The 26,596-nt window shown below is 70.4% G+C and carries 27 protein-coding genes; 17 read left to right on the forward strand and 10 right to left on the reverse strand.

The features are described 5' to 3' along the window. Positions 1-125: 125 nt before the first annotated feature. From OG453_RS14380 to OG453_RS14390, 3 genes are all read right to left on the reverse strand, one after another. The gene (locus OG453_RS14380; protein WP_266868005.1) at positions 126-944 is read right to left on the reverse strand and encodes a thioredoxin domain-containing protein; all 819 of its coding nucleotides are present in this window, start codon (positions 942-944) and stop codon (positions 126-128) included. A 45-nt stretch (positions 945-989) separates the two neighbouring features. Beyond that, positions 990-1,673, reverse strand: coding sequence for a hypothetical protein (locus OG453_RS14385; RefSeq protein ID WP_266868006.1), 684 nt, complete (start codon positions 1,671-1,673; stop codon positions 990-992). A gap of 84 nt (positions 1,674-1,757) precedes the next feature. Continuing rightward, positions 1,758-3,086: a DUF2252 domain-containing protein gene (locus OG453_RS14390; protein ID WP_266868008.1), complete on the reverse strand. Its 1,329-nt coding sequence runs from the start codon at positions 3,084-3,086 to the stop codon at positions 1,758-1,760. Positions 3,087-3,276: 190 nt separating this feature from the next. On the opposite strand from OG453_RS14390, the gene dnaE reads away from it, so the two are divergent. Then, positions 3,277-6,813 (forward strand): DNA polymerase III subunit alpha, encoded by a 3,537-nt coding sequence (gene dnaE / locus OG453_RS14395; protein WP_266868010.1) that lies wholly within the window; start codon positions 3,277-3,279, stop codon positions 6,811-6,813. Between the two features lie 78 nt (positions 6,814-6,891). Here dnaE and OG453_RS14400 read toward each other — a convergent pair whose 3' ends face one another. Further along, positions 6,892-7,080, reverse strand: a complete 189-nt coding sequence (locus OG453_RS14400; RefSeq protein WP_266868012.1) for a hypothetical protein — start codon at positions 7,078-7,080, stop codon at positions 6,892-6,894. Positions 7,081-7,331: 251 nt separating this feature from the next. Between OG453_RS14400 and OG453_RS14405 the strand changes: the two genes are divergently transcribed. The 4 genes from OG453_RS14405 to OG453_RS14420 all read left to right on the forward strand — a co-directional run bounded on the left by OG453_RS14405 (position 7,332) and on the right by OG453_RS14420 (position 11,268). Continuing rightward, the gene (locus tag OG453_RS14405; RefSeq protein WP_266868014.1) at positions 7,332-8,576 is read left to right on the forward strand and encodes an NYN domain-containing protein; all 1,245 of its coding nucleotides are present in this window, start codon (positions 7,332-7,334) and stop codon (positions 8,574-8,576) included. Between the two features lie 107 nt (positions 8,577-8,683). Continuing rightward, on the forward strand, positions 8,684-9,697 hold the full coding sequence (locus tag OG453_RS14410; RefSeq protein ID WP_266869856.1) for an ABC transporter ATP-binding protein: 1,014 nt from the start codon (positions 8,684-8,686) through the stop codon (positions 9,695-9,697). Positions 9,698-9,746: 49 nt separating this feature from the next. Beyond that, on the forward strand, positions 9,747-10,568 hold the full coding sequence (locus OG453_RS14415; RefSeq protein ID WP_266868016.1) for an ABC transporter permease: 822 nt from the start codon (positions 9,747-9,749) through the stop codon (positions 10,566-10,568). A gap of 34 nt (positions 10,569-10,602) precedes the next feature. Then, positions 10,603-11,268 carry a DUF2567 domain-containing protein gene (locus OG453_RS14420; protein ID WP_266868018.1) on the forward strand — a complete coding sequence of 222 codons (666 nt, stop codon included), beginning with the start codon at positions 10,603-10,605 and terminating at the stop codon, positions 11,266-11,268. A 146-nt stretch (positions 11,269-11,414) separates the two neighbouring features. Here OG453_RS14420 and ybaK read toward each other — a convergent pair whose 3' ends face one another. The 4 genes from ybaK to OG453_RS14440 all read right to left on the reverse strand — a co-directional run bounded on the left by ybaK (position 11,415) and on the right by OG453_RS14440 (position 15,476). Beyond that, positions 11,415-11,918 carry a Cys-tRNA(Pro) deacylase gene (ybaK, locus tag OG453_RS14425; RefSeq protein WP_266869858.1) on the reverse strand — a complete coding sequence of 168 codons (504 nt, stop codon included), beginning with the start codon at positions 11,916-11,918 and terminating at the stop codon, positions 11,415-11,417. Positions 11,919-11,981: 63 nt separating this feature from the next. Beyond that, complete coding sequence (locus OG453_RS14430) at positions 11,982-12,722, reverse strand: LON peptidase substrate-binding domain-containing protein (protein WP_266868020.1); 741 nt, start codon at positions 12,720-12,722, stop codon at positions 11,982-11,984. Positions 12,723-12,733: 11 nt separating this feature from the next. Next, the gene (locus OG453_RS14435; RefSeq protein WP_266868022.1) at positions 12,734-13,741 is read right to left on the reverse strand and encodes a hypothetical protein; all 1,008 of its coding nucleotides are present in this window, start codon (positions 13,739-13,741) and stop codon (positions 12,734-12,736) included. A gap of 148 nt (positions 13,742-13,889) precedes the next feature. Further along, positions 13,890-15,476, reverse strand: a complete 1,587-nt coding sequence (locus tag OG453_RS14440) for an oxidoreductase (protein ID WP_266868024.1) — start codon at positions 15,474-15,476, stop codon at positions 13,890-13,892. A gap of 146 nt (positions 15,477-15,622) precedes the next feature. Between OG453_RS14440 and hisD the strand changes: the two genes are divergently transcribed. From hisD to OG453_RS14490, 10 genes are all read left to right on the forward strand, one after another. Beyond that, positions 15,623-16,972, forward strand: a complete 1,350-nt coding sequence (gene hisD, locus OG453_RS14445; RefSeq protein WP_266868026.1) for a histidinol dehydrogenase — start codon at positions 15,623-15,625, stop codon at positions 16,970-16,972. Further along, positions 16,969-18,081 carry a histidinol-phosphate transaminase gene (locus tag OG453_RS14450; RefSeq protein WP_266868028.1) on the forward strand — a complete coding sequence of 371 codons (1,113 nt, stop codon included), beginning with the start codon at positions 16,969-16,971 and terminating at the stop codon, positions 18,079-18,081. The genes hisD and OG453_RS14450 overlap by 4 nt, the downstream gene beginning before the upstream one ends. Continuing rightward, positions 18,078-18,671 carry an imidazoleglycerol-phosphate dehydratase HisB gene (hisB, locus tag OG453_RS14455; protein WP_266868030.1) on the forward strand — a complete coding sequence of 198 codons (594 nt, stop codon included), beginning with the start codon at positions 18,078-18,080 and terminating at the stop codon, positions 18,669-18,671. The genes OG453_RS14450 and hisB overlap by 4 nt, the downstream gene beginning before the upstream one ends. A 5-nt stretch (positions 18,672-18,676) precedes the next feature. Further along, positions 18,677-18,841 carry a hypothetical protein gene (locus OG453_RS14460; protein ID WP_266868031.1) on the forward strand — a complete coding sequence of 55 codons (165 nt, stop codon included), beginning with the start codon at positions 18,677-18,679 and terminating at the stop codon, positions 18,839-18,841. 17 nt (positions 18,842-18,858) lie between these two features. After that, on the forward strand, positions 18,859-19,512 hold the full coding sequence (gene hisH, locus OG453_RS14465) for an imidazole glycerol phosphate synthase subunit HisH (RefSeq protein WP_266868033.1): 654 nt from the start codon (positions 18,859-18,861) through the stop codon (positions 19,510-19,512). 17 nt (positions 19,513-19,529) lie between these two features. Beyond that, positions 19,530-20,255 carry a bifunctional 1-(5-phosphoribosyl)-5-((5-phosphoribosylamino)methylideneamino)imidazole-4-carboxamide isomerase/phosphoribosylanthranilate isomerase PriA gene (gene priA, locus OG453_RS14470; RefSeq protein ID WP_266869859.1) on the forward strand — a complete coding sequence of 242 codons (726 nt, stop codon included), beginning with the start codon at positions 19,530-19,532 and terminating at the stop codon, positions 20,253-20,255. Beyond that, on the forward strand, positions 20,252-20,653 hold the full coding sequence (locus OG453_RS14475; protein WP_266868035.1) for a RidA family protein: 402 nt from the start codon (positions 20,252-20,254) through the stop codon (positions 20,651-20,653). The genes priA and OG453_RS14475 overlap by 4 nt, the downstream gene beginning before the upstream one ends. After that, positions 20,650-21,405, forward strand: a complete 756-nt coding sequence (gene hisF / locus OG453_RS14480; RefSeq protein WP_266868037.1) for an imidazole glycerol phosphate synthase subunit HisF — start codon at positions 20,650-20,652, stop codon at positions 21,403-21,405. Before OG453_RS14475 ends, hisF begins: the two co-directional genes overlap by 4 nt. Before the next feature lie 118 nt (positions 21,406-21,523). Next, positions 21,524-22,126, forward strand: coding sequence for a transcriptional regulator (locus tag OG453_RS14485; protein WP_266868039.1), 603 nt, complete (start codon positions 21,524-21,526; stop codon positions 22,124-22,126). Positions 22,127-22,139: 13 nt separating this feature from the next. Then, a complete protein-coding gene (locus tag OG453_RS14490; RefSeq protein WP_266868041.1) occupies positions 22,140-23,384 on the forward strand; it encodes an MFS transporter in 1,245 nt (414 codons plus the stop codon). 25 nt (positions 23,385-23,409) lie between these two features. On the opposite strand, the gene OG453_RS14495 is transcribed toward OG453_RS14490, so the two are convergent. Further along, positions 23,410-24,045 (reverse strand): TIGR03085 family metal-binding protein, encoded by a 636-nt coding sequence (locus OG453_RS14495; RefSeq protein ID WP_266868043.1) that lies wholly within the window; start codon positions 24,043-24,045, stop codon positions 23,410-23,412. Positions 24,046-24,126: 81 nt separating this feature from the next. Between OG453_RS14495 and hisI the strand changes: the two genes are divergently transcribed. After that, positions 24,127-24,507, forward strand: coding sequence for a phosphoribosyl-AMP cyclohydrolase (gene hisI, locus OG453_RS14500; protein WP_266868045.1), 381 nt, complete (start codon positions 24,127-24,129; stop codon positions 24,505-24,507). A 12-nt stretch (positions 24,508-24,519) separates the two neighbouring features. Here hisI and OG453_RS14505 read toward each other — a convergent pair whose 3' ends face one another. Further along, positions 24,520-25,008 (reverse strand): hypothetical protein, encoded by a 489-nt coding sequence (locus tag OG453_RS14505; protein ID WP_266868047.1) that lies wholly within the window; start codon positions 25,006-25,008, stop codon positions 24,520-24,522. 78 nt (positions 25,009-25,086) lie between these two features. On the opposite strand from OG453_RS14505, the gene OG453_RS14510 reads away from it, so the two are divergent. Then, on the forward strand, positions 25,087-26,589 hold the full coding sequence (locus OG453_RS14510) for an anthranilate synthase component I (protein WP_266868049.1): 1,503 nt from the start codon (positions 25,087-25,089) through the stop codon (positions 26,587-26,589). The last annotated feature ends 7 nt before the right edge of the window (positions 26,590-26,596 follow it).

The raw sequence follows: 26,596 nt of genomic DNA on the forward strand, positions 1-26,596 counted from the left end.
TTACTGATCAGTAATCGCGAAAAGCGGGCGACCTGTAAAAGTTCGCCCGCTCTTCCGCCAACAGCCGCTCAGCGTGCGACTTTTGCGCTGGTTCAGCCCTTGGTCAGCTGTTGATGAGCCGTTGGTCAGCCCTTGAGTGCCGCGTCGATGGCCGTCTTGTACTCCTCGACCGTCGAGGGCGCGTTCTTCTGGTCGGCGCCGGTCAGCTTCTTGCCGTCCATGACGAAGGAGGGCGTTCCGTCGACCTTGTCCTTGTTGTCGTCGAACTTCTTCGACATCTCGATGGCCCAGCGGTCGTACGTGCCGTCCTTGACGTCCTTCTTGAAGGACGCGCTCTTCTTGAGCTCGGGGACCTCGTTGGCGATCTTGAGGAGGTAGGAGTCGTCCTTGAACTTGTCGGAGGTCTCCGCGGGGTGGTTCTCCTTGGAGAACAGCGCCTTCTTGTAGTCGACGAACGCCTGGTCGCTCACGTTCAGGGCGGCGCCGAGCGCGCTGAGCGCGTTCTTGGAGCCCTCACCGGTGAGGTTGCGGTCGAGGAACGAGGCGCCGATGAACTGGACCTTGTACTTGCCGTCCTCGACGTCCTTCTCGACGGTCGGGCCGACGGTCTGCTCGAAGCTGGCGCAGATCGGGCAGCGCGGGTCCTCGTAGACCTTGAGGGTCTTCTTGGCGCTGTCCTTGCCGATGACGACCGTCGTGCCGTCCGTGCCCGAGGAGTTCGCGGGCTTGACCAGCTTCTCGTCCTTGGCGGCGTCCCAGTGGCTGGGCTTGTTGGCCTGCATGACGGCGTAGCCGACGCCGCCCGCGATCGCCAGGACGGCGATGACGGAGATGCCGACGATCGTCTGCCGCTTGCGCTGCTCGCGCTTGCGCTCGGCTTCCTGCTGGGCGCGGATCCGCTCGCGGGCCGCCGACTTGGCCGCCTGGCTGTTGCGCTTGCTCATGATGATGTTCTCCGTAGGGGGTTACGTACGTGGGGACGGTCGTGCTCAGGCGAAGGCGGCCGAGCACGGCGGTCCACGCCGTCCCACGAAGTGCACGAGCGGCCGCGTACGCGCGACCGTGACCCGGCGGGCCGGGCGCGGCAGGCGGCGTACGGGCCGCGGCCCGATGCTCACCGCGGCGACCGCGATCAGCAGCGGCCGGAAGGTGGCTGCGGTCACCGCGCGAAGGAGCTGGGCCAGGGCGCGCTCGCCGCGCCGCAGCCAGGCGGCCGCGAGCAGGCCGACGCCGATGTGCGCGGCGAGGAGCAGCCAGGCGGTGCGCGGATCGGTGTCGGTGAGCAGGACGGCGGCGCGGTGCCCATCGCCGCCGGCCATCCGGGCCAGGGGGGTGCCGACGCTGCCGCCGCACAGCACGTCGAAGCCGACCGAGCGCAGCGGTCCCGCGACGGGGCCGCCCGCCTGGCCGTAACAGACGTGCTGTCCGGTGGTGAACACCGTGTCGGCGGCCAGCTCCAGCGGGATCAGCAGCGCGGCGATGCGGAGATAGCCGCGCTCACGCCCCGCGAGCGCGTACGCGATGACGAAGACACCCGTGGCGATCGCGGCGACCGTGGCAAGGGGCAGCGGGGCGCGGGACAGCAGAACGTGCGACGCGGCGGAGAGCATCACGACGAGCGCCGTGAAGAGCGCCGCGCGCACGACTCTGAGGTGGGTCCCGGATATGTCCATCGCGCAAGCGAGTGTGCCATGTGCTTCTGTAGGACAGCCCTAAAGGGTGCCTATGAGTTGCACGGGGGCACGCCGCCCGTCGGCCTACAGGCCGGGGATCCGGCCGTTGCGGAACAGGTCGACGAAGATCTGGTGGTCGCGGCGGGCGCGAGCGCCGTACTCGTGCGCGAAGTCCACGAGCAGATCCCCGAAGCCGTCCTCGTCGGCCGCGATGGCGGCGTCGATCGCGCGCTCCGTGGAGAACGGCACCAGGTCGGAGTGGCCGCTCTCGTCGTCCGCCGCCGCGTGCATCGTGGCCGTGGCGCGGCCCAGGTCGGCGACGACCGCGGCGATCTCGTCCAGGTCGTCGATGTCCGACCAGTCCAGGTCCACGGCGTACGGGGAGACCTCGGCCACCAGCTGACCCGAGCCGTCCAGCTCGGTCCAGCCCAGCCACGGGTCGGCGTGCGCCTGCAGCGCGCGCTGCGAGATGACCGTGCGGTGGCCCTCGTGCTGGAAGTAGTCGCGGATCGCGGCGTCCGTGATGTGCCGCGAGACGGCCGGGGTCTGGGCCTGCTTGAGGTAGATCACGACGTCGTTCTCCAGCGCGTCGCTGTTGCCCTCCAGAAGGATGTTGTACGAGGGCAGACCCGCCGAGCCGATGCCGATGCCGCGGCGGCCGACGACGTCCTTCACGCGGTAGGAGTCGGGGCGGGCGAGCGAGGACTCCGGCAGCGTCTCCAGATAGCCGTCGAAGGCGGCGAGGACCTTGTAACGGGTGGCCGCGTCCAGCTCGATGGAGCCGCCGCCGGAGGCGAAGCGGCGCTCGAAGTCGCGGATCTCCGTCATCGACTCCAGGAGCCCGAAGCGGGTCAGCGAACGCGCGTCGCGCAGCGCGTCCAGGAGCGGGCCCTGGGCGGTGTCCAGGGTGAAGGGCGGCACCTCGTCGCTCTTGGCGCCCGTCGCCAGGTCGTGGATCCGCTCGCGGTAGGCCGCGGCGTAGATCCGCACCAGGTCGGTGATCTGCTCGTCGCTCAGCGCCTTCGTGTAGCCGATCAGCGCCACGGAGGCGGCGAAGCGCTTCAGGTCCCAGGTGAAGGGCCCGACGTACGCCTCGTCGAAGTCGTTCACGTTGAAGATCAGGCGGCCCTGGGCGTCCATGTACGTGCCGAAGTTCTCCGCGTGCAGGTCGCCGTGGATCCACACCCGGCCCGTGCGGTCGTCCAGGAAGGGCCCGCCGTGCTGCTCGCGCTCCAGGTCCGCGTAGAACAGGCAGGCCGTGCCGCGGTAGAACGCGAAGGCGGAGGCGGCCATCTTCCGGAACTTCACCCGGAACGCGGCGGGGTCCGCGGCGAGCAGCTCACCGAACGCGGTGTCGAAGACGGCGAGGATCTGCTCGCCGCGCTGCTCAGCGGTGGGCTGCGGGACCGACATCGCGGGGTGCCTCCAGGTAACAGGTGGTGCCAGGTGGTGCATGACATTTGGGACAGGTGTTCCGTCCTGTCCAACGCTCGACGGTACCCCCGAGTGCCCGCCGCTTGTCAGTGCCGCGGATTAGACTTCCACGCTGTCCCCCCAGACTGCCCGCAGCCTGTCACCCACCGTTCTCCGGAGGCCTCCCGCCGTGACCAAGCCGCCCTTTACGCACCTCCACGTCCACACCCAGTACTCGCTCCTGGACGGTGCCGCGCGGCTGAAGGACATGTTCAACGCGTGTAAAGAGATGGGCATGTCGCACATCGCCATGTCCGACCACGGCAACCTTCACGGGGCATACGACTTCTTCCACTCCGCGCAGAAGGCCGGCGTGACGCCGATCATCGGCATCGAGGCATATGTGGCGCCGGAGTCGCGGCGCAACAAGCGGAAGATCAAGTGGGGGCAGCCGCACCAGAAGCGTGACGACGTGTCCGGTTCGGGTGGTTACACCCACAAGACGATCTGGGCGGCGAACAAGACCGGCCTGCACAACCTCTTCCGGCTCTCCTCGGACGCGTACGCCGAAGGCTGGCTGCAGAAGTGGCCGCGCATGGACAAGGAGACCATCTCCCAGTGGTCGGAGGGCCTGATCGCCTCCACCGGCTGCCCCTCCGGAGAGCTCCAGACCCGCCTGCGCCTCGGCCAGTACGAGGAGGCCCGCAAGGCGGCGGGCGAGTACCAGGACATCTTCGGCAAGGACCGCTACTTCCTGGAGCTGATGGACCACGGCATCGAGATCGAGCGCCGGGTCCGCGACGACCTCCTGAAGATCGGCAAGGAGCTGGGCATCCCGCCCCTGGTCACGAACGACTCGCACTACACCTACGCCCACGAGTCGACCGCGCACGACGCCCTGCTCTGCATCCAGACCGGCAAGAACCTCTCGGACCCGGACCGCTTCCGCTTCGACGGGACGGGCTACTACCTGAAGTCGACGGACGAGATGTACGCCATCGACTCCTCGGACGCCTGGCAGGAGGGCTGCGCCAACACCCTGCTGGTCGCCGAGCAGATCGACACGACCGGGATGTTCGAGAAGCGCGACCTGATGCCGAAGTTCGACATCCCGGAGGGCTTCACCGAAGTCACCTGGTTCCAGGAGGAGGTCCGGGTCGGCATGAACCGCCGCTACCCGGCCGGTGTCCCCGAAGACCGCCAGAAGCAGGCGGAGTACGAGATGGACATCATCATCCAGATGGGGTTCCCGGGGTACTTCCTGGTGGTCGCCGACTTCATCATGTGGGCGAAGAACAACGGCATCGCGGTGGGCCCGGGCCGAGGCTCCGCGGCCGGCTCGATCGTCGCGTACGCGATGGGCATCACCGACCTCGACCCGATCACGCACGGCCTGATCTTCGAGCGGTTCCTCAACCCCGAGCGCGTCTCCATGCCCGATGTCGACATCGACTTCGACGAGCGCAGGCGCGTCGAAGTGATCAGGTACGTGACGGAGAAGTACGGCGCCGACAAGGTCGCCATGATCGGCACGTACGGAAAGATCAAGGCGAAGAACGCGATCAAGGACTCCGCGCGCGTGCTCGGATATCCGTACGCGATGGGCGACCGCCTCACCAAGGCGATGCCCGCCGACGTCCTGGGCAAGGGCATCGACCTCTCCGGCATCACGGACACGAAGCACCCGCGCTACAGCGAGGCGGGTGAGATCCGGGGGATGTACGAGAACGAGCCGGACGTGAAGAAGGTCATCGACACCGCGAAGGGTGTGGAGGGCCTGGTCCGGCAGATGGGTGTGCACGCGGCCGGCGTGATCATGTCCAGCGAGCCGATCGTGGACCACGCGCCGATCTGGGTGCGGCACACCGACGGCGTGACCATCACGCAGTGGGACTACCCCCAGTGCGAGTCGCTCGGCCTCCTGAAGATGGACTTCCTGGGCCTGCGCAACCTGACCATCATGGACGACGCCGTCAAGATGGTGCGGGCCGGCAAGGGCATCGACCTGGAGATGCTCGCCCTCGAACTGGACGACCCGAAGACCTTCGAACTGCTCTGCCGGGGTGACACGCTCGGCGTCTTCCAGTTCGACGGCGGCCCGATGCGTTCGCTGCTGCGCCAGATGCAGCCCGACAACTTCGAGGACATTTCCGCCGTCTCGGCCCTGTACCGGCCGGGCCCGATGGGCATGAACTCGCACACGAACTACGCGGAGCGCAAGAACGGCCGCCAGGAGATCACGCCGATCCACCCGGAGCTCGAAGAGCCCCTGAAGGAGACGCTGGGCCTCACCTACGGCCTGATCGTGTACCAGGAGCAGGTGCAGAAGGCCGCGCAGATCGTCGCCGGCTACTCGCTCGGCGAGGCCGACATCCTGCGCCGCGTGATGGGCAAGAAGAAGCCCGAGGAACTGGCGAAGAACTTCGTCCTCTTCCAGGAGGGCGCGAAGAAGAACGGCTACTCCGACGCGGCGATCCAGGCCCTGTGGGACGTCCTGGTCCCGTTCGCCGGATACGCGTTCAACAAGGCTCACTCATCGGCGTACGGCCTGGTCACCTACTGGACCGCCTACCTCAAGGCGAACTACCCGGCCGAGTACATGGCCGCGCTGCTCACCTCGGTGAAGGACGACAAGGACAAGTCGGCCATCTACCTGAACGAGTGCCGGCGCATGGGCATCAAGGTGCTGCCGCCCAACGTGAACGAGTCGGTGCACAACTTCGCCGCCCAGGGCGACGACGTGATCCTCTTCGGCCTGGAGGCGGTCCGCAACGTCGGCACGAACGTGGTCGAGTCGATCATCCGCTCGCGCAAGGCGAAGGGTAAGTACACCTCCTTCCCCGACTACCTCGACAAGGTCGAGGCCACCGCCTGCAACAAGCGGACCACGGAGTCGCTGATCAAGGCGGGCGCCTTCGACACCATGGGGCACACCCGCAAGGGCCTGACCGCGCAGTACGAGCCGATGATCGACAATGTCGTCGCGGTCAAGCGCAAGGAAGCGGAAGGGCAGTTCGACCTCTTCGGAGGGGGCGACGATTCCGGTGACGAGCCGGGCTTCGGGCTCGACGTGGAGTTCTCCACCGACGAGTGGGAGAAGACGTATCTGCTCGCCCAGGAGCGGGAGATGCTCGGTCTGTACGTCTCCGACCACCCGCTCTTCGGCCTGGAGCACGTCCTGTCGGACAAGGCCGACGCGGGCATCGGACAGCTCACCGGCGGTGACTACTCGGACGGCTCGATCGTCACCATCGGCGGCATCATCTCCGGCCTCCAGCGCAAGATGACCAAGCAGGGCAACGCCTGGGCGATCGCCACCGTCGAGGACCTCGCGGGTTCCATCGAGTGCATGTTCTTCCCGGCGACGTACCAGCTGGTGTCGACCCAACTCGTCGAGGACGCCGTGGTGTTCGTCAAGGGCCGCCTCGACAAGCGCGAGGACGTACCGCGCCTGGTGGCGATGGAGCTCCAGGTCCCCGACCTGTCGAACGCGGGCACCAACGCGCCCGTCCTGATCACCATCCCGACGGTGAAGGTGACCCCGCCGATGGTCAGCCGCCTCGGCGAGATCCTCAGCCACCACCGGGGCAACAGCGAGGTGCGGATCAAGCTCCAGGGGGCGCAGAAGACGACGGTGCTGCGGCTCGACCGGCACCGGGTGCAGCCCGATCCGGCCCTTTTCGGTGACCTGAAGGTGCTGCTCGGCCCGTCCTGCCTGGCGGGGTAGCACCCGGCCCACCGCATGAACATGAAGGGGCGCACCCGGAAGCCCGGGTGCGCCCCTTCATGTGTGCCTGCCTGTACGTCAGTTGTGGCCGAAGCGGCGCTGGTGCTTGCGGGCGACCTCGGCGGGGCTGCCCTGCGACTGCACGGCGTCCTTCATCCTCGACTCGGCCTGCTCCGCGGACGTCTTCGCCTGCTCGCCCGCCTGCTCGGCGGCCGAAGCGCGACCCCGGTCCGAGACACCGGTCTTGCGGTGCTGTTTCTTGGCCATTGTGATCTTCCTCCTGAGGGGGATCTAGGGGCCAGGACGGGACCAGATTCACATATGGCGGCAAACCGCGCATTTCAGAGAATTACCGTGCGTAACAAGCTGTCTCGTGGGGCGAAGTCGAGACACGCCACGCCGAAGATCGAGTTCCGGCCGTTAACCTCCGCAGGGTCGGGCAGACTCGAAGGAAACCCGAAGCATTACTTCCCGAGCCATGACTTCCAGGGAATCTCCAGGGAAAGAGGGTGGATCGCGTGGACCGCTGCATCGTCCTGGTGGACGCCGGGTATCTGCTGGGTGCCGCCGCGAGTCTCCTCGCGGGCGAGCCGTCCCGGTCCCGGATCACCGTCGATCACGCCGCCCTGATCCAGGGCATCCGAGAGCGCGCCGAGTCCGACACCGAGCGCCCCCTGCTGCGTATCTACTGGTTCGACGGCGCCCCCGACCGCGTGCCCCAGCCGGAGCACCGCAGGCTGCGGGTCATGCCGCGCGTGACGGTCCGGCTCGGCGCGCTGACCCGCAGCGACGGGCGGTGGGCCCAGAAGGGCGTGGACGCCGCCATGCACGCCGAGTTGACGGAGCTGGCCCGCAACCGCGCCTGCTCGGACGTCGTGCTCGTCACCGGCGACGGGGACCTGCTGCCCGGCATGATGGCCGCCAAGGAGCACGGCGTCGCCGTCCACCTGTGGGCCGTGCAGGCCGCCGACGGCGACTACAACCAGTCCGAGGACCTGGTGGCCGAGGCCGACGAGCGCCGCGTCCTCGACCGGGCCTGGATCACCAAGGCCGTACGCGCCAAGGAGCTCACCGGCGTCTGCGCGCCATCGCCCGCGCCGCGCCCGGAGATCGCCGCGATCCTCTCCGCGCCCCTTCCTGAGTCCGCGCTCGCCGCCGGCGCCCAGCGGGCCGCCGAGGAGGCCGCCGGCGTACAGCACACGGAGACCACGGCCAACGGCGACAGCGGCGCCCCCCACCACATCCCCGCGGGCAAGGGCGTCCCCACCCCCAAGGACCTGGCCGCCCTGCGCGGCCCCGGCGCCCCGGCCGCCGCGCAGCACCCCACCAACGCGACGCTGCGCTGGTCCTCCGACAAGGGCTGGGTCGAGCGGCCCGGCGGCGCCGCCGAGAGCGCGGAGGCCGCGGCGCTGCCGACGCTGGCCCAGCTGACCACGGCCGAGCAGCGCTGGGCCGACCGCGAGGAGGACATCACCACCGTCGGCGGCGACCCCTTCGAGGTGGGACAGGTGTTCGCGCGCCGCTGGATGGCGCGCCTGCCCGAGCAGCACAACCTGCAGAAGCTCTCGACGATGTACCCGCGCATCCCGCACCGCGTCGACGGCGAGCTGCTGCGGTACGCGGCCCGGTTCGGCCTGCTCGCGCACAAGGACGACCAGATCGACGAACACGACCGGTACGCGATCCGGGCGGGCTTCTGGCGCGAGATCGACGTCCACACGGCGGTCGAACACGCGCCGGTGGGCGACCGCTCGGGGGAGTGACACACGCGTACGGAGATGACCGATACAGGGCGTACGGGGCGCCCCGGGCGTCGCGGCGGACGCGGGACCCCGTACCCTCGTCCTTCGTGAGTACGCGCTCGGCACAGGTGGTCCGCCAAGGGCTCCGACAGGGTCACGGCAGCGATGCCGTCTGCGCGGTGCGCGACCTCGTCAAGACGTATCCCGCCGCCCGTGGCCGGCGCGGCACGCCCGCGACGCCCGAGGTGCGCGCCACCGACGGCATCAGCCTCGATGTGCTGCGCGGCGAGATCTTCGGCCTGCTCGGGCCCAACGGCGCCGGCAAGTCCACCCTCGTACGCCAGCTGACCGGCCTGATGCGGCCCGACAGCGGCGGCGTCGAGATCCTCGGCCACGACATCCTGCGCCACCCCGAGCGGGCCGCGCGGATCCTCGCCTACCTGGGGCAGGAGTCCACCGCGCTCGACGAGTTGACCGTCTCGCTCGCCGTCGAGACGACCGCACGCCTTCGCGGCCTCGATGTGCGCCAGGCGCGGGCCGAGCGCGACGGCGTACTCGAAGAGCTGGCGCTCACCCCTCTCGCGGCGCGGCCGCTGAAGAAACTCTCCGGCGGGCAGCGCAGGCTCGCCTGCTTCGCCACCGCGCTGGTGGGGGAGCGGCCGCTGCTCGTCCTCGACGAGCCGACGACCGGCATGGACCCCATCGCGCGGCGCGCCGTCTGGGGCGCCGTCGACCGGCGCAGGGCCGAGCGCGGCACGACGGTCCTGCTCGTCACCCACAACGTCATCGAGGCCGAGACGGTCCTCGACCGTGTCGCCGTCCTCGACCACGGCAAGGTCATCGCCTGCGACACCCCGGCCGGACTCAAGGAGCAGGTAGCGGGCGAGGTGCGGGTGGAGCTCGTCTGGCGCGACCGGGCGCCGCTGGACGTCCCCGAGGTGGCGGCGCTGCGCTCGTCCGCGGTGGAATCCGGGCGGCGCTGGTCGCTGCGGCTCGCCCCCGACGAGGCGCGGGCCGCGGTCGGGGCGATCACCGGCGGGGCCGCTTTCGCGTCGCTCGACGACTTCACCCTGGCCACGCCCAGCCTGGAGGACGTCTACCTTGCCCTGGGCGGGAATGCCAAGGGGCTGGTAAAGGCGTGATGTCTGCCAGCCGGCGAAGAGACAGGCACATGATCAGGAGGGGCGTCCGATGAGTGCGGTTCCTTTGGAAGCCGCGGTACGGGCTGACGACGGCTACGAGCGGCAGACCGAAGCCCCCGCGCCCCTTGGGCCCCGCGCGCGGCTGTTCCCCGCGCTCTCGGCCGTCTATCGTGCGCAGCTCTCCCGGGCGCGGGTGGCCCGCATCCCCTTGCTCTTCGTGGCGACCTTCCAGTCCGTCGGGATCATGATCCTGATGCGCGGCGTGGTCGACGGCGGCGGCGAGGCGCATGCCGTCGTCGCCGGGTCCTCCGTGCTCGTCGTCGCGTTCGTCGCGCTCAACCTGCTCGCGCAGTACTTCGGGCAGCTGCGGTCCGACGGCGGGCTCGACCACTACGCCACGCTGCCCGTGCCGCCCGCCGCGGTGGTCCTCGGCGCAGCGGCCGCCTACGCCTCGTTCACCGTGCCCGGCACGCTGGTCACCGCCGTCGTCGGCTGCGGACTCTTCGGCCTTCCGCTCACCCATCTGTGGGTGCTCGTCGCGGTGATCCCGCTGGCGGGCGCCGCGCTCGCGGGGCTCGGCGCGGCCCTCGGGCTGCTCGCGCCGCGGCCCGAACTGGCCACACTGCTCGGCCAGTTGGGCATGTCGGCGGCGCTCCTTCTCGGCGTGCTTCCGGCCGAGCGGATGCCGGAGATCCTGCAGTACGCGCGTGACCTGCTGCCCTCGACGTACGGGGTCGAGGCGCTCGCCCGCACCTTCGGGCCCGACCCGGACTGGGCGGCCGTCGGGTTCGACCTGGCGGTGTGCGCGGGCGTCGGCGTCGCCTCCCTGGCGCTCGCCACCTGGGCGTACCGCCGGGCGGCTGTGCGGTGACGCGGTCCGTGGGCACTACTGGCACCATGTGTGGGTGACTGCACCGCTGACGCCCTCCCAACCGCCCCACGGCGAGTCCCCGCACGACCCCTGGCAGCAAGCCGCCAAGCCGTCCGGAGACTTTCCCCCGTCGGCTCACGAGGAGGACGGGCCCGGCATGAAGACCGAAGTGCGGCAGGCCGTGGTCATCGCGGTCGCGGTGGCCGTCAGCGGCGTACTGCTCGGGCTGCTGTGGCTGTGGCTCGCGCCGCGTGTGCCGCTGATCTCGGACGGCGAAGCGGTGTACCTCAAGGACACTGAGGGTGAACAGGCGATCGGGGTCGACGGAACGTTCACTCTGCTCGCGCTCGGCTTCGGCGCGGTGAGCGGACTCGTCGTCTTCCTGCTGCGCAAGCGCGGCGGGATCCCGCTGGTCGTCGGCCTCACGGCGGGCGGTCTGCTCGGCGCCGTGCTCGCCTGGCGTCTCGGGATCTTCCTCGGGCCCGAGACGGATGTCGTCGCGCACGCGAAGTCGGTGGGCAAGGGCGTGGTGTTCGACGCGCCCCTGGAGCTCAAGGCCAAGGGCGCGCTGCTGGCGTGGCCGGTTGCGGCCCTGCTCGTGCACCTCGGGCTGACCGCGCTGTTCGGGCCGCGCGATCCCGAGCCGTACCCCCTCGCCTACGGGGATCCGGCTCGGCCCGAGGACAGCTCGAACAGTTAGGCGGGGCGCCTCCCGTGGTTCGCCTTGCCCTTCCTCACCCGCCACTTCCTCTTGCGCGTCTTCTTCGACATGAGGGTGGTACTAGTCGAGAACCGGGCGGGCGTCGAGGGTCACTTCACGCCTGATGCCGACGGGGCTCGAAGGGATTATTCGCGCCCGATCGGGGCCAGCACCGCGCCGGTCAGCGCCGCCAGGTCGGCCGGCGCGAGTTCCACCTCGAGGCCACGGCGGCCCGCCGACACACAGATCGTGGCGTGGGCGGACGCCGAGTCGTCCAGGACCGTGCGCAGCTTCTTGCGCTGGCCGAGCGGGGAGATGCCGCCCCGTACGTACCCCGTGGTGCGCTCGGCGGCCGCCGGGTCGGCCATCACCGCGCGCTTGCCGGAGACCGCGGCGGCCAGCGCCTTGAGGTTCAGGGTGCCCGCCACGGGGACCACGGCCACCGTCAGCTCGCCGTCCACCTCGGCCACCAGGGTCTTGAAGACGCGGTCGGGGGAGACGCCCATCGCCTCGGCCGCCTCGTCGCCGTACGAGGGGTGTGCGGGGTCGTGGTCGTACGCGTGGACGGTGTAGCCGGTGCCCGCCGCGGTGAGGGCGACCGTGGCGGGGGTGCCGCCCGTGCCCGACTGCTTCTTCTGCTTCTTCGCCAAAGCGCTCACGCCTTACGTCATGCGTCGTACGTCAGATGCGTCGTACGTCAGATGCGTCGTACGTCAGTTGAGGCTTGTGGTGCCGCGGGTGAGGTCCGTCGCGGGCAACGACGGCAGATTACGGATGATCGCGGTCTCCGCGCGAAGGAGTTTCAGCTCGTCGCGCAGGCGCGCGGCGGTGTCGGGGGCTTCGAGCAGCCGCTGTTTGGTCGGGGTGTCGAGGACGGCCGCCGCCGCGACCAGATACGACACCACGGACGGGTCGTCCGGCAGCTCGGCGCCGGTCGACAGGGACCGCTCGCGCGCCCCGGCGAGCCGCTTCTGGTAGGCGCGGAACGCCCGCAGGACGCCCGCGGCCAGCGTGCCCGCCTCCTCGCCCGGCTCCTCGGGCAGCTCTTCGACCTCGGCGGTCAGGAAGGCGCCCGACGCGTCCACCGAGTGCAGGCGGACCCGGGTGGTGCCGGTGGCGAGGACCTCGAAGCCGCCGTCGGCGCGCTCCCGGATCGTCGCCGCGTCGGCCACACAGCCCACCGCGTGGAAGGCCTTGAGCGGGTCGTCACCGAACCCGGCGGCGGGACCCTGCTCGGGCTGCGAGGTCGGGTCCGGGAGGCCGGGGGCGCTCGGCGCCACTTCGAGGCCGTCGCGGATCGCGACGACGGCGAAGAGCCGCTGCTCCTCTTCGGGGGTCTTGAGCAGGTCGCGCATCATGGCGCGATAACGCTCCTCGAACACGTTCAGCGGGAGCACGAGCCCCGGGAACAGCACCGAGTTGAGCGGGAAGAGCGGAAGCCGGACGGTGGTCACGAGCCAAAAGCCTAATGGTCGCCGCGGTGCGCACGTCCGCGCCCGGTGCGCAGCGGGGTCGTGGACGCCACCTCGATGCGCACGCCGTCGCGCAGTTCGAGGAACTGGCCGAGCGGATCGTCGGCGAGCCGGTCCCAGGGGAACGACGTCGCGTACGGCCCGATGAGGCGCAGTTGTCCGAGGGCGTCGTGCCAGCGTTCCAGGCGGACCAGGACGTAGACGAGGAGGTTGCGGACCTCGGCCGGCCAGGGGTCCCCGGCCTCGTACTCGGCGGACAGGGTGATGCCCAGGTCGGCCGCCGCGTCCAGGCGCTCGCGCGGCACGTTCCCCGAGGCGCTGGTCAGATAGGCGAAGGCGGCCCGCGCGGGCAGCGCCTGGATCAGCGAGCCCGGCAGCGCGTCACGGGCCGCGCGCTCGGCGAAGTCGAAGCACTGGCGGTGCGAGCCGTACCAGGTGGCCGAGAGGTACTGCAGGGCCGAGGCGTGGCAGCCGTAGTGGTGCGAGGAGCGGCGCACCGCCTCGGCCCACACCTCGTCGAAGACCGTCTGCGACGCGTGCGTGCCGCGGGCGTGGTCCAGGGCGATCCGCCAGGGCACGGGGTCGCGCGGGTCGGCCTCGGCGGCCGCGGAGAGCAGCGGTGCCGTCTCGCGCAGGAGTTCGGCGCGGGCGGGCGACTCCCAGCCGCGGACGACCGCGAGTTCGGCCTTGACGAGCAGCGCGTCCGGGTCGTGCGGGGCGGCGGACTGCCAGTCGTCGAACCACTCGGAGCGGGAGCGGGCGAAGGCGGCGAGGCGGGTGGTGTAGCGGTCGCGGTTCTCCCACTCGGCGGCCTCGCGGGTCATGGCGAGCAGCTTGGCGGCCGGGCCGTGATCGCCCCGGCCCGCGGCGACGAGCGCGGGGCCGAGCCGGTCGTCGGGCACGTCGAGGAGCACCTCGTCGTCGGGGGTCAGGCCGGCGGCGAGGAGCGGGGTGTGCTTGACCATCCGGGTGGTGCGGATCAGAGCGCGCAGCAGGTGCATGGTGTGGGTATTGAAAACCGCAGGTGGGAGCAGTACCAGGGGGTAGTTGGTGACGCTTTCGCATCGGTCGTTCGGTTGCCTGGACCTTGGTCAAGGGCAGGCAAAATCTGAAGCCCCGTTAGCCCCTGGGCGCCCCCGGGGGCCCTCCTCAGTTCCTCCGCAGCAGCCTTGTCGCCCCCGCTGCGACCGTCGTCGCGAGCACCCAGCCGAGCAGGATGAGGATGGCCGCGAACCACTGCCAGCCGCCGCGCAGTTGCCAGTAGCTGTCCTGGCCGAGGTTGATGACCGGGAGCAGCAGGTCGAGGGAGAACAGCGCCGGGTTCCAGTTCGGGTGCTCGCCCGGCTTGATCGCCGGATGGTCCGCGCGCGTGAAGGCCACCGCGCTCACCGCCCAGAGCACCGCCATCCAGAGCGCCGCACGGCCGGGCCGGTAGCCGTAGGCGACCGTCCAGTCCTGGGCGAAGCCCCAGAGCTTCGCCGCCAGCGGCAGGGTCTCGCGGCGTCTGCGCTGCTTGGCGAGCAGCACCTCGCGGGCGTCGGCGTCCTCGCCTCCGTTGCGCAGCACGGTGGCCAGCTTCTCGTACGGCTCGGGGTTGTACTCGGCGGTCGCGGCCGCCACCCAGCTCAGCCGCCGGGAGAGCGGGAAACTGCCCTGCGGGACGAGGTTCTCGTAACTGAAGCCGCCCATCTGGAGGCCGCCGGGGCCCGGCCAGCTGGTCGACTTGTCGATCAGGGTGACGATTTTCGCGCCGGAAAGGACGACCTTGCCGCGCTGCGGGGCCTCGCCGAGGAAGCGCAGCTCGGGGGTCTGGACGCGGCGCAGCGACACCTCCTGGTCGTTCTCCAGGGTGAAGCGCGCCTGCCCGAGGTCCACCGCGTCCCCGAACCGCCCGTCGTCGAGCCGGATGCCGCCCTGGGACTCGAAGCGCTGCATGCGGGTGCCGCGCGCGGGCGTCTGGCCGCTGGTCACGTCACCGGGCGAGCCCGGCGTCAGGTAGAGCGTGCGCTCCACCGTCAGCTGCGGGGCGTTGAGCGCGCGCGGCCCGTACGGATTGGCGAGCTTGCTGCCGCGCAGGCTGAAGGAGACGCCGATCTTCGCGCCGCGCAGGCTCAGCTGGCCGTGCGACTCGATCATCTCCGCCTGCAGGTCCTGCCCGACCGAGAGCCCGTCGCCCATGATCGAGTAGCCGCGCCGGTCGCGGTAGATCACGGCCTGGCTGAGCAGCAGGTCGGTGCCGATCTGGGCGTCCGTGAGGCGCATGCCGTTGTGGATCCGGCAGCGCGGCAGATGCAGATCGCCCTCGGTGTGCAGGCGGGCCGCCTCCACCCGCGGGATCGAGCAGTTGACGAGGCGCAGGGTGGTGAACTTGGCCTCGGGGAAGAGCACTTCCTTCTCGAAGCGGCAGTGCTTCAGCTCCGCGTAGGGGAGGATCTCGCCGCCCGCCAGATCGAGTACGTCCGTGATCTGCAGCCCCGCCAGTTTCAGCGAGGAGACCCGGCCGGAGAGCGAGGGCGGGCCGTCGAGCAGCAGCATGCACACGATGCGTGCGCGCACGCTCCGCTCCGGTCCCCAGGGATGGCCGCCGTGCGGATCGTCCGCCATCGGATCCCCCGACCGGAGGTCGTAGACGCTGCCGTTGCGGAAGGCCTGCCACATGCCCATCTCGGCGGCGGTCAGCCAATCCGGCGGCTCTCCGGTGTCGGTGCCGTCGACCACTGCTGGTGTCCTCCCCATGCCGCAATGTATTTGTGCCTCGTACACCTGTTCATGCCCGCTCAGTGACGGCCTGAACGCTAGTGGTGAACGTGGTCTTCCGGGATCTATATCAGCCAGTGATACGGGCGTCCGAGCGAGATTGCGGGTCTGAGAGAATTGGGCCTGTGATCTCCCGAATCGATCTGCGCGGCGACGCCCTCCCCGAGGGCCCCGCCCTGCGCGCCCTGCTGCCCCGTGCCGACTTCGATGTCGCGGCCGCCCTGGAGAAGGTGCGGCCCATCTGCGAGGCCGTGCATCATCGTGGCGACACGGCGCTGATCGACTACGCGGAGAAGTTCGACGGCGTACGGCTCGAGCAGGTCCGCGTCCCCGCGGCCGCGCTCGCCGAGGCCCTCGCGGGTCTCGAGCCCGCCGTGCGCGACGCGCTCGAGGAGTCGATCCGCCGCGCCCGCATCGTCCACCGCGAGCAGCGCCGCGCCCCGCACACCACGCAGGTCGTGCCCGGCGGCACGGTCACCGAGAAGTGGGTGCCGGTCGAACGCGTCGGGCTCTACGCGCCGGGCGGCCGCTCCGTCTATCCGTCCTCCGTGATCATGAACGCGGTCCCCGCGCAGGAGGCCGGCGTCGAGTCGATGGCTCTCGCGTCCCCGCCGCAGAAGGAGTTCGACGGGCTTCCGCACCCCACGATCCTCGCCGCCTGCGCCCTCCTCGGCATCGACGAGGTCTATGCCGTCGGCGGCGCCCAGGCCGTCGCGATGTTCGCGTACGGCACCGAGACCTGCGCCCCGGCCAACATGGTCACGGGCCCCGGCAACATCTGGGTCGCGGCCGCCAAGCGCTACTTCACCGGACGCATCGGCATCGACACCGAAGCGGGCCCGACCGAGATCGCGGTCCTCGCGGACGACACCGCCGATCCGGCGCACGTCGCGTCCGACCTGATCAGCCAGGCCGAGCACGACCCGCTCGCGGCCGCCGTGCTCGTCACCGACTCCGTCGACCTGGCCGACGCGGTCGCCAAGGAGCTGGAGCCGCAAGTCGCCGCCACCAAGCACATCGAGGACCGGATCGTCCCCGCGCTCGCCGGACGCCAGTCCGCGATCGTCCTGGTCGACGGCCTGGACGAGGGCCTGCGCGTCGTCGATGCGTACGGCGCCGAGCACCTGGAGATCCAGACCGCGGACGCCGCCGCCGTCGCGGAGCGCGTGAAGAACGCGGGCGCGATCTTCGTCGGCCCCTGGGCGCCGGTCTCCCTCGGCGACTACTGCGCCGGCTCCAACCACGTCCTGCCCACCGGCGGCTGCGCCTGCCACTCCTCCGGGCTCAGCGTCCAGTCGTTCCTGCGGGGCATCCACATCGTCGACTACACGCGGGACGCGCTCGCCGATGTCGCCCACCACGTGGTGACGCTCGCCGAGGCAGAGGACCTGCCGGCGCACGGTGCGGCGATCAAGGCACGTTTTGCCGAAGGCGAACAAAACTGGCACAGCGGATGGAAGGTGCCGGGCCAGTGAGCGACGTACGCATCGACGATCTTCCCGTACGCGACGAACTGCGCGGCAAGTCCCCCTACGGGGCGCCCCAGCTCGACGTACCCGTACGCCTGAACACGAACGAGAACCCCTACCCGCTCCCCGAGCCGCTCGTCGAGCGCATCGCCGAGCGGGTCCGCGAGGCCGCCCGTGACCTCAACCGCTACCCCGACCGGGACGCGGTGGAGCTGCGCACCGAGCTCGCGCGTTACCTCACCCGCACCGGCGGCCACGAGGTCACCCTCGCCAACGTGTGGGCGGCCAACGGCTCCAACGAGGTCATCCAGCAGCTCCTGCAGACCTTCGGCGGGCCAGGACGCACCGCCATCGGCTTCGAACCCTCGTACTCGATGCACGGCATCATCGCGCGCGGCACCGGCACGGGCTGGATCTCCGGCCCCCGCACGGACGACTTCACCATCGACGTCGAAGCGGCGGCGAAGGCCATCGCCGAGAACCAGCCCGACGTCGTCTTCATCACCACGCCCAACAACCCCACGGGCAACGCCGTTTCGGCCGAGACGGTCATCGCGCTCTATGAAGCCGCGCAGGCCGCCAAGCCGTCGATGGTCGTGGTCGACGAGGCGTACGTCGAGTTCAGCCACGGCGACTCGCTGCTCCCGCTGATCGAGGGACGGCCGCATCTGGTCGTCTCGCGCACCATGTCGAAGGCCTTCGGCGCGGCCGGTCTGCGCCTCGGCTATCTGGCCGCCGCCCCGGCGGTCGTCGACGCCGTGCAGCTCGTACGCCTGCCGTACCACCTGTCGGCCGTCACCCAGGCGACCGCGCTCGCCGCCCTTGAGCACACCGACACGCTCCTGAAGTACGTCGAGCAGCTCAAGGCCGAGCGCGACCGGCTCGTCGGCGAGCTGCGTGCGATCGGCTACGAAGTGACCGATTCGGACGCGAACTTTGTGCAGTTCGGGCGGTTCGAAGACGCCCACACGGTCTGGCAGCGGATCCTCGACCGGGGCGTCCTGGTCCGGGACAACGGAGTGCCCGGCTGGCTGCGGGTCAGCGCCGGAACCCCCGAAGAGAACGACGCGTTCCTCGATGCGGTACGCGAACTGAAGAAGGAGCAGCAGGCATGAGCCGCGTTGGACGGGTCGAACGCACCACGAAGGAGACGTCGGTCCTCGTCGAGATCGATCTCGACGGCACCGGCAAGGTCGAGGTGTCGACGGGTGTCGGCTTCTACGACCACATGCTCGACCAGCTCGGCCGCCACGGCCTCTTCGACCTCACGGTCAAGACCGAGGGCGACCTGCACATCGACACCCACCACACCATCGAGGACACCGCCCTCGCGCTGGGCGCCGCCTTCAAGCAGGCGCTCGGCGACAAGGTGGGCATCTACCGCTTCGGCAACTGCACGGTCCCGCTCGACGAGTCGCTCGCCCAGGTGACCGTCGACCTCAGCGGCCGCCCCTACCTCGTGCACACCGAGCCCGAGACCATGGCGCCGATGATCGGCACGTACGACACGACGATGACCCGGCACATCCTGGAGTCCTTCGTCGCGCAGGCGCAGATCGCCCTGCACGTGCACGTGCCCTACGGCCGCAACGCCCACCACATCGTGGAGTGCCAGTTCAAGGCCCTGGCCCGCGCCCTGCGCTACTCCTCCGAGCGTGACCCGCGCGCCGCCGGAATCCTCCCCTCCACGAAGGGCGCGCTGTAACCGCCATGACCGGTCTCAACACCATCCTCATCGTCGTCGGCCTCTTCCTGATCGGCGGGATCATCTCCTTCGTCAAGCAGGGGATGCCGAAGAGCCTGATCACGCTCCTGTCCATCGGCGCCGCCATGTGCCTGACCGCGGGCATCCTGCGGCTCGACTACTGGAACTGAGGGGGGACGCAGCGATCATGAGCACTCCCCAGACTCCGCAGAAGAAGGTCGTCGTCTTCGACTACGGCTTCGGGAACGTCCGTTCCGCCGAGCGCGCCCTCGCGCGCGCGGGAGCCGACGTGGAGATCACCCGTGACTACGACAAAGCCATGAACGCCGACGGTCTGCTCGTCCCCGGCGTCGGCGCCTTCGCCGCCTGCATGCAGGGGCTCAAGGAGGCGCGCGGCGACTGGATCGTGGGCCGTAGGCTCGCCGGCGGCCGCCCGGTGATGGGCATCTGCGTCGGCATGCAGATCCTCTTCGCGCGCGGCATCGAGCACGGCGTCGAGACCGAGGGTCTCGACGAGTGGCCCGGCACCGTCGAGCCGCTCAAGGCCGACATCGTGCCGCACATGGGCTGGAACACGGTCAAGGCGCCCGAGGACTCCCAGCTGTTCGCGGGCCTCGACGCCGACGCCCGCTACTACTTCGTGCACTCGTACGCCGTGCACGCCTGGGACTTCGAGGTCGGCAACCCCGCCTTCCGCGCCCCCAAGGTCGCCTGGACCACGCACGGCGAGCCGTTCGTGGCCGCCGTCGAGAACGGCGCGCTGTGGGCCACCCAGTTCCACCCCGAGAAGTCCGGCGACGCCGGCGCCCAGCTCCTCACCAACTGGATCGGAACCCTCTAGGGATGTCAGGGATTTCTGTGAGCAAGCTCGAACTCCTCCCCGCCGTCGACGTCCGCGACGGCCAGGCCGTACGCCTCGTGCACGGCGAGTCCGGATCGGAGACCTCCTACGGCTCCCCGCTGGAGGCCGCACTCTCCTGGCAGCGGTCGGGCGCCGAGTGGCTGCACCTGGTCGACCTGGACGCCGCGTTCGGCACCGGCGACAACCGCGCGCTGATCGCCGAGGTCGCGGGCGCCATGGACATCAAGGTCGAGCTGTCCGGCGGCATCCGCGACGACGACACGCTCGCCGCGGCCCTCGCCACCGGCTGCACCCGCGTGAACCTGGGCACCGCCGCCCTGGAGACCCCGGACTGGGTCGCCAAGGTCATCGCCGAGCACGGCGACAAGATCGCGGTCGGCCTCGACGTACGCGGCACGACCCTGCGCGGCCGCGGCTGGACCCGCGACGGCGGCGACCTGTACGAGACCCTGGAGCGCCTCAACTCCGAGGGCTGCGCCCGCTATGTCGTCACCGACATCGCCAAGGACGGCACGCTGCAGGGCCCGAACCTGGAGCTCCTGCGCAACGTCTGCGCGGCGACGGACCGTCCGGTGGTCGCGTCGGGCGGCGTCTCGTCCCTGGACGACCTGCGCGCGATCGCCGAGCTCGTCCCGCTGGGCGTCGAGGGCTCGATCGTCGGCAAGGCGCTGTACGCGAAGGCCTTCACCCTGGAAGAGGCCCTCGCAGCGGTGGCGTCATGAGCGACATCGTCCGCAGGGTGAGCTCGGGCGGACCGTGGGAGGAAGCCATCGGCTACTCCCGCGCCGTCGAGCTGCCCAACGGCCTTGTCCTGGTGTCGGGTTGTACGTCGGTGGTGAACGGCGTCATAGACGCCGGGACGCCGTACGAGCAGGCTGCCAACGCGTTCCACGTAGCCGTCGAGGCCCTCAAGAAGCTGGGCCTGGGCCGCGAACACGTCGTACGCACCCGCATGTATCTGACCCACGCGCGGGACGTGGACGAGGTCGGCCGGGCCCACAAGGAGCTCTTCGACGACGTCCGCCCCGCCGCATCCATGATCATCGTCTCCGGCTTCATCGACCCGAGCCTGGTCGTCGAGGTCGAGGTCGAGGCGTACCGGGGAGCTGAGAGCTCATGACCCTGGCCGTACGAGTGATCCCCTGCCTGGACGTGGACAACGGCCGGGTCGTCAAGGGCGTCAACTTCCAGAACCTGCGCGACGCGGGCGACCCCGTCGAGATGGCCAAGGTGTACGACGCCGAGGGCGCCGACGAGCTGACCTTCCTGGACATCACGGCGTCCTCGGGCAACCGCGAGACGACGTACGACGTGGTGCGCCGCACCGCCGAGCAGGTCTTCATCCCGCTGACGGTGGGCGGGGGTGTGCGCACGGCGGAGGACGTCGACAAGCTGCTGCGGGCGGGTGCGGACAAGGTCGGGGTCAACACGGCCGCCATCGCGCGCCCCGAGCTGATCCGCGAGATCGCGGAGCGGTTCGGCCGCCAGGTGCTCGTCCTTTCGGTGGACGCGAGGCGGACTCCGTCCGGGGGCTTCGAGGTGACGACCCACGGCGGCCGCAAGTCCGCCGGGATCGACGCCGTCGAATGGGCCCACCGGGCCGCCGAGTTGGGCGCGGGGGAGATCCTGCTGAACTCGATGGACGCGGACGGCACGAAGGACGGCTACGACATCGAGATGATCACGGCGGTGCGCCGCCACGTCACGGTGCCGGTGATCGCCTCCGGCGGCGCGGGCCGCCTCGACCACTTCCCGCCGGCCATCGCCGCGGGCGCGGACGCGGTCCTTGCCGCGTCGGTCTTCCACTTCGGGGATCTGCGGATCGGTGAGGTGAAGGAGACGTTGCGGGAGGCGGGGCACCCGGTTCGCTGAGGTGCTTTTCGCGTAAGCCCTGGTCACTGGGTGGCCAGGGCTTTGCTCTTGGCCGATAGGAAGGGAAACTTGCGCAATTTATATTGCGCAAGTTTTCTTTCGTATCTACGGTGAAGGCATGAACGACAAGCAGTTCAAGCCCTCAGAGCCCCGCCAGATCACCGATGTCGGCACGCTCAAGGCCTTCGGGCATCCGCTGCGTCTGAAGATCTACAGCACATTGCGGGTGGCGGGTCCGGCGACCGCGTCCCAGCTCGCCGACCAGGTCGACGAGGCCGTCTCGCTGGTCAGTTACCACCTCCGCAAGCTCGCCGAGCACGGCCTCATCGAGGAGGCCGAGGTCCAGAGCGAAGACGCGCGGGAGCGGTGGTGGCAGGCCGCGCAGGAGACCCTGAGCCTGAGCCACGAGGACTTCAAGGACACCCCTGAGGGGGTCGCGGCGCACGCGGTCACCGTCCGCCGGCTGATCGCGCACCGGCACGAGCTGGAACAGACCTACCTGGACCAGCAGGAGGCCTGGGGCGCCGAGTGGCGCAGGGCGGCGGACCAGTCGGACTTTCTCGCCCGCCTGAACCCCGCCGAACTCACGCGCCTCAACGCCGAGATCCACGCCCTGATCAAGACGTACGAGGAGCGGGGCAAGGCCGCCGAGGCGGCGGGCGACACCGAGGGGCGCGAGAACGTCGCCGTGCATCTGGCCAGCTTCCCGTTCCGTCTCTGAGAGGGCCGCTCCCGTGACCGCTGCAATATCCGCGCCTCCCGCGATCGAGCGTCCCGCTCACCGCGACGGCAACGTCCTGCGCTGGCTGAGCGCCTACACCGCCTCGATGATCGGCGACAGCGTCTACTTCGTGGCGCTCTCCTGGGCAGCCACCCGCAGCGGCAGCCCCGCACAGGCCGGCCTTGTGCTCGCCGTCGGCTCCTTGCCGCGCGCCGTGCTCATGCTCGGGGGCGGCGTGATCGCCGACCGCTTCGGGCCCCGCCGGGTGGTCATCGGGAGCGACGCGGTGCGCTGCGCGGTGATCCTGGCCGTGGCCGTGCTGCTCCTGGTGACAGCTCCGGGCATCTGGCTCCTGGTCCTCGTCGCCCTGGTGTTCGGTGCCGTCGACGCGCTGTTCCTGCCGAGCGTCGGTGCCCTGCCGGCACGCATCACGGCGCCGGGGCAGCTCGGCAGGGTGCAGGGCATGCGGGGTTTCGCGCAGCGTGTCGCGACGGTCACCGCCGCCCCGGTGGGCGGCCTCGCGGTGGCGATGGGCGGGCCCGCGGCCGGGTTTGGTGTGGCAGGGGTGCTCTTCGCGGTCTCACTGGCACTGCTGATGGCGGTACGTGTCCGGGAGCTTGTCCCGGACGAGGAGCCGGGGACGGACGACAGCGCCTGGCGTCAGCTCGTGGACGGGCTGCGGTACATCCGAGGGCACCGGGTGCTCGCCCCGCTGCTCCTGGTGGCCGCGGTCATGGAACTGGGCTTCGCCGGACCCGCCAACATCGGCGTCGTGCTGCTCGCCGACCAGCGGGGCTGGGGAGCCGCCGGGATGGCGTGGATCATAGGGGGCTTCGGGGTGGGCGCCGGCGCGGCGGCGCTGCTGCTCGCCGTTCGGGGGTGGCTCCCCAGGGCCGGAGCCGTGCAGTCCTGGGGAGTGGTGGCAGGCTCGATCGCTCTGGGGGCGATCGCCTTCGTCCCCTCGGTCGGCGCCGCAGCGGTGGCCGGCCTCTGCGTCGGTTTGTGCACGGGCCTTGGCGGGGCGCTGATCGGCGCCATGCTGCAGACCGTCACCGAGCCCGCCTACCTGGGCCGCGTCACCTCGGTGGCCACGCTCTTCACGGTCGGGATCGCGCCGCTCAGCTTCCCCGTGGTCGGAGCGGCGATCGGCGCCTGGGGCGTCGAGCCCGTCTTCGCGGCGAGCGCGGCAGTGAGCGCGGCGGGCGGAGTACTGGGCCTCTGCTCCGGCCCCCTGCGCCGAGCCGAACTCCCACGCTGAATTTCCCGGCAGGGAAAGCCCCGGCTCAGATCCCCAGCTGCTTCGTCTCGTGCAGCTTCGCCACCGCGTCCTTGTCGCCGTCCAGTTCCACGTTCGCCGCGTCCTGGCGGCCGTACGCGAACATCAGGAGCTCGGCCGGTTCGCCGGTCACCGTCACCACCGGGGTGCCCCGGTGCGCCACCGCCGTCTGGCCGTCCGGGCGGCGCAGGACCAGGCCGACGGGGGCCTTGCGGCCCACCAGGCGGGCCATTCGCTCCAGGCGGGACCAGAGCGCGTCGGAGAAGACGGGGTCAAGTTCGCGCGGCGTCCAGTCGGGCTGGGCGCGGCGCACGTCCTCGGTGTGGACGTAGAACTCTATGGCGTTCGACGCCTCGTCGATCTGCTTGAGGGAGAAGGGCGAGAAGCGCGGCGGCCCCGTCCTGATCAGCTGGATCAGTTCCTCGTACGGCTTCGCGGCGAACTCGGCCTGCACCCGTTCGAGCCGCGCCGCGAGCTGCTTGATCAGGAGCCCGCCCGCGGCGTCGGCGCGGCGCTCGCGCACCACCACATGGGCCGCGAGATCGCGGGCGTTCCAGCCCTCGCAGAGGGTGGGCGCGTCGGGGCCCGCCGCCTCCAACAGATCGGCGAGGAGGAGTCGTTCACGCTTTGCATGGGTCGACATACCCCCAGCCTACGACCGAGTAGCCCGTCCGCGCAGTGGACGCGGGCCGACCGGACCACACCGGCGCGGCACAATGGCCGTATGACCGTCATGCCCCCGCCCAGCAGCCTCGCCCCCGAGATCGCCGCCCGCCTCAAGCGCGGCGCCGACGGGCTCGTCCCCGCCATCGCCCAGCAGTACGACACCGGCGAAGTGCTGATGCTGGGCTGGATGGACGACGAGGCGCTGCACCGCACGCTCACCACGGGGCGCTGCACCTACTGGTCGCGCAGCCGGCAGGAGTACTGGGTCAAGGGGGACACGTCCGGCCACTTCCAGTACGTGAAGTCCGTGGCCCTGGACTGCGACGCGGACACCGTCCTGGTCCAGGTCGACCAGATCGGCGCCGCCTGTCACACGGGCACCCGCACCTGCTTCGACACCGACACCCTCACGGTCACCTTCACCGGCACCGAGGAGTGACCGAAGCCCTCGTCACCGGCACCGCAGCGTGATCGTCTCGCCGTCCTTGAGCACGATGCGGGACGGGTCGCCGGGCAGCCGGTGCCCCGCGACGTCGGCGTGGCAGTTGTCCTCCCGTACCCGATCGCGTACGCCCCACTCGGTCAGCAGCTGACCCAGCGTGAAGTCCTGCCACCGCTCCGACTCGACGTGCAGCGTGCCGCTCGTGTCGTGCGTGTGCAGCGGGCTGTAACGCGGCTTCGGGCCCGAGCGGTCGATGCCCAGGTCCGCGGGGACCGTGACGGGGTGGCCGCCGGAGTACACCTTCAGGGTCGTGTGGATGTGCATGTCCATCGCCTCGGCGTCGAGCATCTCCAGGCCCGCCGCCCGGACCCGCTCCGGTACGTCCTTGGGGGCGGGCCACACCACCTGGTCGGGCGCCGCGGCCGCGAACGCGGTCGTGGCCAGCAGCAGGGCGAGGGCAAGAGGGGAGAGGGCGCGGCGCCCGGTCGTCGTCTTCATCGTCCCCTTCTAGTGGCTCGCCTTGAACGGGAGCGGCACCAACACGGGCCCCCACCCACACGGCCGTAAGCTCCTCCCATGGATCTCGAGACCTTCCGCAAGTTCGCGAGCGACCGCCGAGTGATCCCCGTCAGCCGCAGACTTCTCGCGGACGGCGACACTCCGGTCGCGCTCTATCGCAAGCTCGCCGCCGAGCGGCCCGGCACCTTCCTCCTGGAGTCCGCGGAGAACGGCCGCTCATGGTCTCGCTACTCCTTCGTCGGCGTCCGCAGCGCCGCAACGCTCACCACGCGCGACGGCGATGCCCACTGGCTCGGCACCCCGCCCATCGGCGTCCCCACCTCCGGCGACCCGCTCGACGCCCTGCGCGCCACGGTCCAGACCCTGCACACCCCACACGACCTGGGGTCGGGGATGCCGCCGTTCACCGGCGGGATGGTCGGCTATCTCGGGTACGACATCGTGCGCCGCCTGGAGAAGATCGGCCCCGGCGAGCGGGACGACCTCCAGCTGCCGGAACTGACCATGCTGCTCACCAGCGATCTCGCCGTCCTCGACCACTGGGACGGGTCCGTGCTCCTGATCGCCAACGCGATCAACCACAACGACCTGGAGACCGGCGTCGACGAGGCGTACGCCGACGCCGTCGCCCGGCTCGACGCGATGGAGGCCGATCTGTCCCGGCCCGTCGCCCAGCCCCCGGCCGCGCTGCCGCCGTCCGAGCTCCCGGAGTACACGGCGCTGTGGGGCGGCGAGCAGTACCAGGCCGTCGTCGAGGACATCAAGGAGCGCATCCGCGCGGGCGAGGCCTTCCAGGTCGTCCCCTCGCAGCGCTTCGAAACCCCTTGTTCGGCAAGCGCGTTGGACGTCTACCGGGTGCTGCGGGCGACCAATCCGTCGCCGTACATGTATCTCTTCCGCTTCGACGGATTCGATGTCGTCGGCTCATCGCCCGAAGCCCTCGTCAAGGTGGAGGACGGGCGCGCCATGGTGCACCCCATCGCCGGGACCCGGCCGCGCGGCACCACCCCGCAGGAGGACCAGGCGCTCGCCGACGAACTGCTCGCCGACCCCAAGGAGCGCGCCGAGCATCTGATGCTCGTCGACCTGGGGCGCAACGACCTGGGGCGCGTCTGCGAACCCGGTTCGGTCGAGGTCGTCGACTTCATGTCCATCGAGAAGTACTCCCACGTCATGCACATCGTGTCGACGGTCACCGGACAGGTCGCCGAAGGCCGCACCGCCTTCGACGTCCTCACCGCCTGCTTCCCGGCGGGCACCCTCTCCGGAGCGCCCAAGCCGCGCGCGATGCAGATCATCGACGAGGTCGAACCGTCCCGGCGCGGCCTGTACGGCGGCTGTGTCGGATATCTCGACTTCGCGGGCGACTCCGACACCGCCATCGCCATCCGCACCGCGCTCCTGCGCGACGGCACGGCGTATGTGCAGGCGGGCGCGGGAGTCGTCGCCGACTCCGACCCGGTCGCCGAGGACACCGAGTGCCGCAACAAGGCGGCCGCGGTCCTGCGGGCCGTCCACACCGCGAACCGGCTGCGGCGCACGGATGGACGTGAGGGATAGTGGAGGG

Source organism: Streptomyces sp. NBC_01381 (genome assembly GCF_026340305.1).
Classification (GTDB): Bacteria; Actinomycetota; Actinomycetes; order Streptomycetales; family Streptomycetaceae; genus Streptomyces.